The sequence below is a fragment of the Pseudomonas sp. NFACC51 genome (assembly GCF_900103575.1).
GTDB lineage: Bacteria > Pseudomonadota > Gammaproteobacteria > Pseudomonadales > Pseudomonadaceae > Aquipseudomonas > Aquipseudomonas fluorescens_Q.
Window position 1 is genome coordinate 266371 of the sequence record NZ_FMXH01000001.1, and the last position, 11353, is coordinate 277723.

Annotated in this window: 7 protein-coding genes and 2 pseudogenes; 1 reads left to right on the top strand and 8 read right to left on the bottom strand. The window is 59.0% G+C overall.

The features are described 5' to 3' along the window. Positions 1–31: 31 nt before the first annotated feature. Positions 32–1345: an MFS transporter gene (locus BLT00_RS01255; RefSeq protein ID WP_092145673.1), complete on the top strand. Its 1314-nt coding sequence runs from the start codon at positions 32–34 to the stop codon at positions 1343–1345. Between the two features lie 46 nt (positions 1346–1391). Here BLT00_RS01255 and BLT00_RS01260 read toward each other — a convergent pair whose 3' ends face one another. From BLT00_RS01260 to BLT00_RS01290, 8 genes and pseudogenes are all read right to left on the bottom strand, one after another. Beyond that, positions 1392–2438 carry an AraC family transcriptional regulator gene (locus BLT00_RS01260; RefSeq protein ID WP_092145721.1) on the bottom strand — a complete coding sequence of 349 codons (1047 nt, stop codon included), beginning with the start codon at positions 2436–2438 and terminating at the stop codon, positions 1392–1394. 139 nt (positions 2439–2577) lie between these two features. Then, positions 2578–2895, bottom strand: a pseudogene (locus BLT00_RS01265) (transposase); the annotation flags it as partial. Between the two features lie 257 nt (positions 2896–3152). Then, a complete protein-coding gene (locus tag BLT00_RS01270) occupies positions 3153–4619 on the bottom strand; it encodes an FAD/NAD(P)-binding protein (RefSeq protein ID WP_092145675.1) in 1467 nt (488 codons plus the stop codon). Between the two features lie 27 nt (positions 4620–4646). Continuing rightward, the gene (gene cysC / locus BLT00_RS01275; RefSeq protein WP_256572685.1) at positions 4647–5279 is read right to left on the bottom strand and encodes an adenylyl-sulfate kinase; all 633 of its coding nucleotides are present in this window, start codon (positions 5277–5279) and stop codon (positions 4647–4649) included. A 26-nt stretch (positions 5280–5305) separates the two neighbouring features. Continuing rightward, entirely contained in the window at positions 5306–5875 is a 570-nt protein-coding gene (locus BLT00_RS32010) for a zinc-binding dehydrogenase (protein WP_256572686.1), read from the bottom strand. A 27-nt stretch (positions 5876–5902) separates the two neighbouring features. Continuing rightward, positions 5903–6385, bottom strand: a pseudogene (locus tag BLT00_RS32360) (alcohol dehydrogenase catalytic domain-containing protein); the annotation flags it as partial. Further along, positions 6310–10386: an SDR family oxidoreductase gene (locus BLT00_RS01285; protein ID WP_092145679.1), complete on the bottom strand. Its 4077-nt coding sequence runs from the start codon at positions 10384–10386 to the stop codon at positions 6310–6312. The gene BLT00_RS01285 and the pseudogene BLT00_RS32360, both read right to left, overlap by 76 nt. A gap of 37 nt (positions 10387–10423) precedes the next feature. Further along, the gene (locus BLT00_RS01290) at positions 10424–11302 is read right to left on the bottom strand and encodes a DMT family transporter (RefSeq protein ID WP_256572735.1); all 879 of its coding nucleotides are present in this window, start codon (positions 11300–11302) and stop codon (positions 10424–10426) included. Between the last annotated feature and the right edge of the window lie 51 nt (positions 11303–11353).

Genomic DNA, 11353 nt, shown 5'->3' on the forward strand with positions numbered 1-11353 from the left:
TCTCCAATAACTACAAGAATGGAGAAACACTATGGTAGCCATGACTGGCGCGATGACGCTTGCGCGCAGTGAAGAAATCAATGAACTGCTGCTCTATCGACGTGTGGCCTGGCGCATCATGCCCCTGGCGATAATCTGCTTTCTTTTTTCCTATTTCGACCGGATCAACATCAGCTTTGCCAAGACCCAGATGCAGCATGAGTTGGGCTTGACCGACGCTGCGTACGGCCTGGCCGCGAGTATGTTTTTCATCGGCTATGTGCTTTTCGAAGTCCCCAGCAGTATCGGCCTCAAACGGTACGGAGCGCCCGCCTGGATCTGCCGAATCATGGTTTCCTGGGGGCTGGCCACGGCCGCACTGATGTTCGCCTATACCCAATACACACTTTATTTCCTTCGGTTTCTGATTGGTGTCATGGAGGCCGGCTTCGGCCCGGCGATCCTGTTCTACCTGGCTTGCTGGTTTCCGAAAAAGCACCTGGCCAAGATGAATGGTCTGTGGTTCCTGTCGGTCCCCCTGGCGGGCGCCGTCGGCGGCCCCGCTGCGGGTATTTTGCTTGGGACGATGGATGGCGTGTTCGGCCTTGCCGGATGGCATTGGTTGTTCCTGATGTCCGGGCTGCCGTGTGTCGGACTGGGTGTGCTGGTCCTGTGGAAACTTGACCGCGACATCGAGTCGGCCAAATGGCTGACCCGGGGCGAGAAAGATCTGCTTGTCGCCAACCTGGAGCAGGACAAAGCCAACCAGAAGCCGGTACTGGGATCACTGTGGCGAGTGTTGTTCACGCGGGAAGTAGCGATCATGGCGTTCATCTACTTTGTGATCAAGACGGCTTCCTATGGACTTAATTTCTGGATGCCGCATCTGATCAAATCTTCGGGTATTCAAAGCCTCTTCTGGGTGGGGATGCTCTCGGCATTGCCATATATCGTCGCGTGTGTCGGTATGATTCTGCTGACCCGCCGCTCCGATCGTACAGGCGAGCGTAAAGGCTATCTTGTCCTGTGTCTGATGGCGGCCGCCGTCGGCTATGTGTTGGCCTGCCTGTTCTCTGAATCATCCTGGGCGATGATGGCGGCGCTGGTCCTCGCAACGGCGGGCACCTTTATAGCCATCCCGATTTTCTGGACGATTCCGCAATCTACGTTTTCTGGACTGGCCATTGCCACGGGAACTGCAGCGATCAATTCCATTGGTCAGCTCAGTGGCATGATTGCGCCTGTCATGGTGGGCAAGATTAACGATGTTTCTGGCACCACCTATATGGGCATGCTTTCCATCGCTCCGCTGATTGTGATCGCCAGCTTCGTTGTCCTGCGCTACGTCAAGAATCCCAAGTCCTGACAGCGTGTCCACAGCAGATGCCCTTCGCATGGAGGGCCGCTCTCTGTCATGCTTGCCGATGTTCGCCTGGCAGCATTCCCGACCAACGTTTAAAAGCGCGCCTGAAACTATGCGCATCGCTGAAGCCTATGGCGTGGCCGATATCGGCGATCTTCATATCCGTATGGCGGAGTAAATCGCGGGCCCGCTCGTGCCGTATCTGGTCGAAAAGCTCGCTGTAGGTTATCCCTAACTCAGTCAGTTTTCGGCGTAGCGTGCGTTCACTCATATTCAGTTGGTTCGAAATCACCTGCAGCGCCTCTGGGTTCTGCAGGTTGAGGCGGATCTGGCTTAAAACGGTTTCAATGAGCTCGTTGCGAATGACATGTCGAATCAGCATCTTGTCCAGGTGGGCGCGCAGGGGACCACAGGTAATATCGTCATAGTCTGGAAGCTGTGTATTCAACCAATGGATTCCGCTCACCAGACGGTTGCCACCGGCCATGAATTTGACGGGGCAACGGAAAGATCGCCTGTAGGCATCGGCATAGGCTGGGCGAGCATAAGACAACTCCACCCGCAGGGGATTGAAGGACGGACCCACGAGCCGTCGCACGATGGCCACGGCACTGGAGAACGCTTCCTCGACCAGAAAAGGTTCGATTTCAATATCAAAAACCTTCGACTTGACCGCGATGACCAATTCACTGGCGTTAAACTTGGCTCGGTGCTCCAACAAGGCGCCGGTGTCGCCCTGGTGTTCCAGGCCATAGGTGATCGCCTCTCCGAGCGTCTTGCACGTTAGCATCGCCAAGCCAGCCAATCCCCAGGACACGGTCGTCTGGCGACTGCCGGTGGAAAGACCCAGTGCAGGATCGCGTAACGCTCGCTGCGTTCGGGTGATCAGCGACCGTGTTTGCCGGTAGGACAAGCGCATCTCAAGATCGAGCAGTTCATCGTACCCGAAGCCCAAGCCACGGCAGACCCGTTCCGTCGAAAGTCCGCTTTCACTCAATAGGCCGAGGAGGGCACGCGCAACGTTGGGGACTACAACCGCTTCGTTATGCTGAGGATTGTCTGTCCAATGAGTGGTTCCGGCCTTGATCTTTAGCATGGTCACACGAGCTCTCTTGGCATCGGGCATCTTGCGGGGCGGGTATTTTTCCTCTGTATCGCATTATCATCTGCCTCCAACGTTCTTGATGACGTCGTGCGGCTTTATTGTAAGCGCACGGGCAAACCGTCTTGCACGACTAAGCCGGACGCCACCTATGTGGTAGCAGCGCTGCAATCTCACTCGCCCGCTGCGTAGGCAGGCGCGTCAGCACATCCTTCAGGTAGGCATACGGATCGCGCCCATTGTTTCGGGCCGACTGGACCAAACTCATGATCGTAGCGGCGCGTTTGCCGCTGCGTAGCGACCCAGCAAAGAGCCAATTCTTGCGCCCCAGCGCCCAAGGCCGTATCTGGTTTTCACACTAATTATTGTCAATGGGCACAGCCCCGTCATCGAGGTAGCGCGACAGCGCCGTCCAGCGTTTCAAGCTGTAATCCAGGGCTTTGCCAATGGCTCGAACCTTTGTGCACTATGTCGCGCGGGGGCGGGCATTGGCAGTTTCTAGTGTGGGGGCTTGCGTTCAAGGATAGAACATGCGGATTGACGCGGTTCGCGGTGCACTTGGCAGACCGCAGTCTCTGTGGGAGCGAGCTCTGCTCGCGATAGCGGTCTGCCTGAACCGGTGATGTTGGATGTGCCACGCTATCGACCCCAGAAGCGTGCCTTGGATTACCGGATCTTTGGTTTGCTCTGGCTCATCCTTACTGGCTGCTACGTTCGCCCTCCGGCATTTGGCGTGCTTTTCCGGTCAATGGCAATCGCCAGCTGGTCTTGAGGCGTTTCACGCAGCTTGGGACGCAGCCCATTGCCCACCGGTGCATCTGCTAGCAAAGTGGTCATGCGGGTGGCCAACTTGATAGAAAAGCGCCGCAGCTCGGGTACTGCCGTGGCCTCCCAATACTGGGCTTTGAGCATGGGCCCCACGTAACTAAGCCAGGGTATCGGTTGATAGTGCTGATCCAGTACGCACAATTGCTCGTCCACCAAGATCCCGAAACCACAAGGGGCGGCGCTGATAAGTCCTTGCTCCAGCAAGTTATTGACCAAGGGAGACTCGACTCGCTGGATATCGAGATTGGGACCGGTGCAATTGATAATTCTGCTGACCTTGAGCGATTCAGTTGCCTGGTCGCTGCGCCGTCGAAAGTCAACAATCAGGCCTTCGCCCAGCAGCGCCACGTTAATCAGCCTGCCGGCATGAATAGCCAACTGGCCAGTGTTCAGATAGTGCTGAAAGTGTTCGAAAGTCGCTGGTGCCAAACGGTGACGGTGGACGTCCCACCAAGGCTGGACATGTCGCAGGAATTGTCGCTGCTGCGTGGTATCCATCGCCGACCAGAGTTTTTGTACCCAGGGGCGTAGGCTGTCAACCACGGCTCGCCAGTCGCCGCCTTGGTGCTGGTGCGCTTTGACCCGCTTGCGCAGCGTCGCCATCAATTGTCGAGGTGAACCGCGTCCCAGGTGCAAGGGAGCGGAAAGAGGCGCAACGGCCTCCTGGAGATGACCCAAGGGCAAAAGTCCGCGCCGCGAGAGTAGATGGATAGGACCTCGATGGCCCTTTTGGACCAGCTGCAGCGCCATGTCCACCGCCGTCAGGCCAGTGCCGATCAACAGTACCGCGGCGGCTGGATCAGACGCCAAGCAAGTAGGTGGTTCCCAGGGATCGTGCACATAAGTTTCCGGGCGCAAGGTCTTGTTCAAGTTGCAGCAGTCGGCGGGAGGGAAGTTGCCAAAGGCGAGGATCACATGATCCGCCTCAAGGATACGCCCGTCCGACAGCTTGAGCTGGGCGCCGTCGCCGTAGGGTTGCACCTGTGTGACCTGCGCGACAATCCGTGACAGTTGTACGCCAGGATTGAATCGTTCAGCGCTGTCGAGGACATCGTTCAAGTAGCTGCCATAGAGGCTGCGACTGACGTACGAGGTGGGCTCGACATGGTAGTGCCGGCTTTTGCAGAACCTCAGAAAGTCTTCCGGAACGTCGTCCAGCGCGCTCATTTTTCCAATGCTGGCGTTCAATAAATGGAGGGGGCTGTTGGTGCCGTAGGCCAGCCCCCGGGCCATAGCCCGCGTGCGGTTGATCAATATGATGCGCAGGTTGGTGAAACCGCTGCGTAGGATCTGTGCCGCGGTGGCCACACCGCTGAAGCCAGCACCGACGATAACAAGCGTCTTCATGATGGTTGTCCTGTGGTGATGTAATGGCTAGTTCCAGCACCGACGGTGGTGCAGGAATGTTTCGATAGCGTGTGCAGCCTGCTCGACAGAAGCCGCTGCGCTATCGATCACGATGTCGGGGGACAGAGGGCGCTCATAAGGGGAGTCGATACCGGTGAAATTCTTGATTAGGCCCTGACGTGCCTTGGCGTATAACCCTTTGGGGTCTCGTCGCTCCAGGACTGCCAGTGGCGCATCAATGAATATCTCAATGAAGTCGTCAGGGGCGAAGAGAGCCTTGGCCATGCGCCGCTCTTGTTCGAACGGCGAGATCAGGCACACCAAGGTGATCACGCCAGCGTCCACCATCAATCTGCCCACCTCGGCCGTACGCCTGATGTTTTCCTTGCGATCGTCATCGGCAAAGCCCAGGTCGGCGGTCAGACCCTGACGAAGCCGGTCGCCGTCCAACAGGCAGGTGTGTAGTCGATGCTTATGCAGGTTGGCCTGGACCCGGTTGGCAATGCATGACTTGCCCGCGCCGGACATGCCGGTGAACCACAACAGGAGAGAACGATGGCCTTTCAGGTCGGAGTGGTCCTGACGTCCGATTTCGAAGTCATGGAGGACCAGATCCGAATGTGAATGGACGGTTGACGGTAGTGCCAGCGAAGAGGGCATGAGGTATCTCCGTGGAGCTTGTATGATCAGAACTCAATGACCGCGCGATAACGCACCTGGTTGTTGCGCAGCGCATCCAGGGCATGGTTGATGCGTGTCGCCGGGAAGGTTTCGACCAACGGCCAGACGCGATGCTCGCTGGCAAATGCCAACATTTGCAGCATGTCGTGACGCCCGCCGACGTTGGCGGTGGAGACGGTCAGGGTTTTGTAGGTCATGGCTGCGATGTCTAAGGTGATCGGGTTGGGCATGCCGGCAAAACACAAGGTGCCGCGGGGGCGCAGCAAGGCGATGGCGCTGGCCCAGTCCTGATCGTTGGAGGCGGTCACCAGCAGGAAGTCCAGGGTGTTTTCCAGTGCGTGCAACGTGACAGGATCCAGGGTGTGGAAGTGGCGAGCACCCAGCTCCATGGCCTGGGCTTTCTTGTCTTCTGAGCTCGACAGCGCGGTCACGGTGCACCCGAACTTGGAGGCGAACTGAATGGCCAGGTGGCCCAGCCCTCCGATTCCCAGAACGCCGACCCGCATGTCCGGACGCGTACCATGCAGCAGTGCGGTGAATACGGTCTGTCCTGCGCAAAACAGAGGCGCTGCCATGGGGGAGGGCAGTGCATCGGGGATGGCGAATACGAACCGTGCGTCGCAGGTCAAAAAGTCCGCGAAGCCCCCTCGGTGTCCATCGCTGCAGGTAGGCACCACGTTTGGACAATGCTGCTCTTCACCCTTCAAGCACCACTCGCAGGCCAGGCATGCACCTTTGTACCAACCGACGCCGACCCGTTGTCCCAAGGGGAGCCCCACTACCAAAGATCCGGTGCGAACTACTTCCCCTACCACCTCATGACCACACACTTGTGGGTATTGAGATGCTTCGCCCCAATGACCTTCAATCAAATGCAAATCACTGGTACAGGCTCCACAATGGGTGACCCGGATCTCGACTTCATTGGGGCCCGGGTCCGAGCGTGGATAAGTAAAGGGCTCCAACGGCGAGCCCGGGCTATGTGCCGCCCATCCGGTGGTGGTATGCGTCATGGGGTCTCTCCTGTGTGTAGGTGGAGCGCCGTGAGGTATTGCTGCGTCCATTCGGCATCGATCACCGGGCATTTCAAATGCGCGAGTTGTAACGGGGCTGGATGGCTGAAGTGATCGAAGTCGGCAATGATCATCGGAAGAATCAGCAACGTGCGCTGGAGCACGGGGTTGCCGGGTGCCTGGGTCTTGAGTCTGGCTTGCCATTCGGCTAAAGGGAGGGCAGTGAACCGGTTCGTCCCCAAGAGTGTCTGGATCCAGGTGCAGATCTGTACCCAGCGGGTGTTCACTGGGTTGTAAAGGTGATGGATCGATGTCGAGTGCGTCATCGGCTGGCCGAGGGCGCAGTGCACGAAGATCCGGGCGACATAATCGACCGGCGTGAGATTCAGCGACCAGTCGCTTTGCGCTGGCCAGGCCTTGAGTGCGAGGCAGCTTCGAATCATCAGTCCGACATAGTCGTCGGGGTTGATGCGGTCGCAGGCAATGGCCTGGGCGGGGGCGCTGATGTCACCGCATCGCAGGATGTTCAGATCTATCCCTGTCCGTTTACAGAACGTTATCGCCACGCTTTCGGCAACCAGCTTGGCTCGGTTGTAGCCGGTCGTCGGGATCGTTTCCGGCAAGGTCGAGGCGAAGATGACGCCGGCACCGCCCAGGGCAGCCAGGCGCAGCATCTCCAGGACGCCGCCAACATTGGTCTCGGCTAGGCGTTCATAACGCTTGAGCCAGTTAACCTCGGCGCCGCAATGAATGATGCAGTCGACCTCCGAGGACAGTTGCCGGTAAGCCTCGGGTGACAGGCCTAGCCTGGGTTGGCCCAGGTTCGCAGCCACGACCTCTACTGGCCCCAGATCGGCTACCCGCTGCTGCGCGTGAGCCGGGCTATCGGCCCGCACCAGGCACAGAATGCGCTCCACGCCCGTCGTCTGTTGCAATTGGCGAACAATCACTCGTCCCAGGTACCCAGTAGCCCCTGTAACCAGCATTGTCCGCCGTGCTCGGCGTGGCGGCACATGCGCCCCAGATGCTTGCAGCCGGGACAGGTAAAGCTCGGTTTCGGCATCGACCGAGAAGGGGGCCTCCTGCACGGATTCCCCTTGGAGCCTAAGAGCGAGCAACTGAGTAATGCCTGCAAGGGTCGCATCGCGGGTGATGTCGGCAACAGACAGATCGGCGCGGAAAGTGCGGTTAATCAGGTTCATCAGTTCCAGCAGCAACAGGCTGCCGCCCATGTCGAGGAAGTCGCTGTCAGGGCCCAGGATGACATCCTGTAGGTGCAGGCAATCGCCCCACAAGGCGGCGACCCGGGATTGCAAGGGCGTGAGCGACGGTTTGTCATCCGGAAGAGAAACCAATGGCTGTTGCAACAATAGGTGCGCGCCCAGGCGCTTCTGGCTGGCTCCGGCCGGGATCGAGGGGCTCAGGTAATAGGCTACCGGAACGCTGAAAGCGGGCAGGTGTTGACTCGCCCATTGCCGCAGCACCGTGGCCAGGGGCGGATGTTCGGGGTCCGCCGGCGTGACGAAGGCGACCAGTTGCAGGTCAAGTCCGTCGCCTCGCGTGGTGACCAAGGCCGTGCGCACCTCAGGGTGAGCAACCAGGATACGTTCCACGTCGTTGCTGAATACCTTGAACCCCCGCAGTTTCAAATGCGTGGTGCTGCGGCCCAGCAAATGGATGTTTCCGGCCTCGGTGAGTCGCACCATATCACCGGTACGCAGCAGCCGTCGGGCCAGTTCCGGCTGGGTCAGCGCCAGCGGGTTGGTTACAAAGGCGGCCTGGTTGGCCGCATCGTCCTGGAGATAGCCCGGCGTGAGTCCCGGTGTGTGCACATAGAGTTCGCCAGGACTGCCCAGGCGAACGCATTCAAGTGTCGAGTCCAACACGTAGGCCTCGGTGCCGGGGGTGAGGTGCAAGCGGCCTCTGAGGCCGATCAGGGCGATGTCCCCGGCTTCGTTCGAACCATACAGATCGAGTATCCGGCAGTGGGGCAGGCAGCGTCCGAGCTGTTCGCGAATCGCGTCGGGCAGTTGCTCACCACTCAGCCAAAGGGTGTGCACGGTGCGAAATGCCTGTTGGAACGCCTGCTCGTTTTGCAGCAGGCCGGCCACCAGGCTGGGCGTTATCATAAGTTGAGAAAGACGGCTGTCCTGGATAAAGCCTGTGAGGGCGTGAGGATCCAGCACCATGGCGTCTGGAATCAGGCAGGCAACCGCACCGCTGAAGATAGGGTAATACACATAGCCGGTCATCCAGGCATTGAGCCCCACACGGTCACCGGGTCGGATGTGCTGTTGCCAGAATGCGAGGGAATCGAGACGACCGTCGTCAGCAATAGTGACCACCTTTGCCATGCCCGTGGTGCCGGAGGTCAGCAAGCCATAAGCGACATCACCGAACGGCTGCGACCGCAGCTCTCGTGCTTCGCAGCAGTGCTCCGGCAGATGATCCAGCAATAGCGACCGGTAGCGGCCTGCCAGGGGCTTGAGGGTGAGGGTATCTCCCACCACAGCCACTGGATCGAGTTTCGCCAGGATGTTCGCGGTCGCGTCGGTACCGTACCAGTGAGGGATGTCCAGGTATGGCCAGCGCAGTAGGCTGCAGGCGGTCATGGTCACCAGCGTGCGCAGGTCCTTGTCCAGGCGGATTGCGACCCAGCCCCCATGGGGACACATGTCGAGGAGGCGCTCAGCCAGATTGCAGGCCTGGGCATTCAGCTCGCGGGCGCTCAGGCTGTGTTGGGGGCTGACCGCGACAATGCTGTCAGGTGCATCGCACAACAACGTATGCAGGCGCGTGTGCCAAGAGGGGGCTGGTGCGCGGATTGAGGCGTTGAGACGTTGGGTCCTGATCTGCTGTTGGCGGCTATGTTGGGCTGCCGCCCATTGATGCTGGGCAATCCGTGAACTGATTTCATCCGTCGTGGGGTTAACTCGGTCGATGATGATCAGCGCAACCTCGGTCTGGCGTGCTTGCGGGCTGTCGGGGCCGATCAGGCAGAGCTGGCGATGGCCCAGGTGCCTTACGAATTCAAGCGACACGGGTTCTTTATCGGTTGTCAGTGTCACGAGGGGCAAGTCTTGCAGTTGTTCGACTTCGCGGGTAAGCGCATCGAAATGACTGCGCGCAGGGCTGCTCCATAACCAGACAGCGTAGTCGTCAGGCAATTGCGCTGCCCACTGCAAGGCACGTAGATGCTGCTGCCTTGTCGATGCCAGCAACAGCACACGTAGCCGTGCCGCTACCGGTTCATAAAGGCAATCGAGGTGATCCGCCGTGGATGGCGCGCGTTGCCAGGCGGCCGCCAAGTGGAAAAACCTGTAGAGGGGCTGTTTGTCCCGCGCCGTGGATTCGACGGCTTCCGGGAAGGTGATTTGCGGGTGCGCGACTTGGGCAAAGCCGCAGGAGCGCTCGGCATCGTCATGCCAGCCTTGGAAAAATTGCCACTGTTCGACTTTTTCCGGTTCCCAGCTCAAAAGGCGAGGCGAAAAGTCGATACCGGCAAAATCACAAAAGCGCGCCAGGGTGCCCCGCGTATCACCCATCAAGTCGGCATCACTGTCCAGATACAGCACCTGGCCGGCATCGCACTGTTCAAGTACCCGCTCATGGATGCGAGCCAGCTCATCGAAGCCGGATTCATCCGCGTCGAAATAGGTCGTGCCGCCGCTCTGGCTGACACGGTACAGCGACCGCATCACATCTAACGGTTGGCGGACCAGGAACACATGCCTGAACTGTGCCAGCCACGTGCTATCAACCGAGTCGAAGTCGACGAAGTAGGCAATTTCCTTGGAGAATTGCAAGCGGTGTGGTGGTGCTGGAGGTTCACCGAGCAATGCCATCGCATCGACGTAGTCGGTGATTCCGGGCGGCCCGTTATTGATCCGACGGGTTTGTTCAATCAACGCATGTTTTTCGGGAAAATGCTTGGCCAGAAAGGGCTCGGAGAGCCTTTCATGCAACACCCTGACGTCTGGGTGCTGCATTACGGCCCGCTCGAAAGCGGTAGAGCGGCTGCGAGACACCGCCCACAGGATCACATTGGGCAGGTAATGAGATGACGTCAGCATAAACAGCTCCTTGTTAAGGCCTGTGCATGTGAAGCGTTCAGCGAGTGGCGGTGGGCTTTTTCAGCAAGATGAAGCCTGAAATCAGGATCAGGGCCAGACCGGCCGCGGTGCGGCCATTGAGCACTTCGTTAAACAGCAAGGCCCCCCAGGCGATGGCGAAGATCAGGTAGGTGTAGTCGAATGCGCCGATGATCGCGGTCTCGCCGATTTGATAGGCCCGGGCAATGCCGGTGCTGACCAGTACCATCAGGACCGCTAGCAGCACCATCACGCCCCAGTCACTGATCGCCATCGGCGACCAACCGCCCACCAGGAAACGCAAGCCCTCGTTGCCCGGTAGGTGAGGCCCGGTTTGTGCGACGACAACGCTGCCGACCATGCCCATCAATAGCAGGACGATGTTGAGTGCCAAGGCCAGGTGCATCGGTACCTCCTTCGCGCACTTGCCCTTGGTCACGACCGCTGCGAGCGCATAGAAAATGGCCGCGAGCACGGGCAGCAGTGTCCATAGGTTGAAGTCACCCTGACTTGGCCCGAGTGTAACCACCACCCCGACGAACCCCACCAAGATGGCCAGCCACTTGCGCGGTGTGACATGCTCTTTCAGGGTGATTGCCGAGAACAAAGCGATAAACAGAGGTGTCGTATAGATTGCCAACGCGGCGATGGTCAGGCTGATAAAAGGCAGGGCGCTGTAAAAGGCGATCCACATCAAGGCAAGCAACAGGCTTCTCGTTCCTACCCATAAGGGGGAGAGCGGCCACTGTTGCGTTGTGTCGCGGCGGTACAGCAATAAGGCGGCGAGCATGCCAATGGCCAGGAGCGAGCGGATCACATAAAGCTGCCACATCGATGTCTCGGTACTGGTGGCCTTGATAAGCGCGTCTGACATTGACAACAGGAACACCGAACCCACGACGATGAGGATGCTTTGTCGGTTTTCGGCGGCCGTAACCGTTGTTGTTGC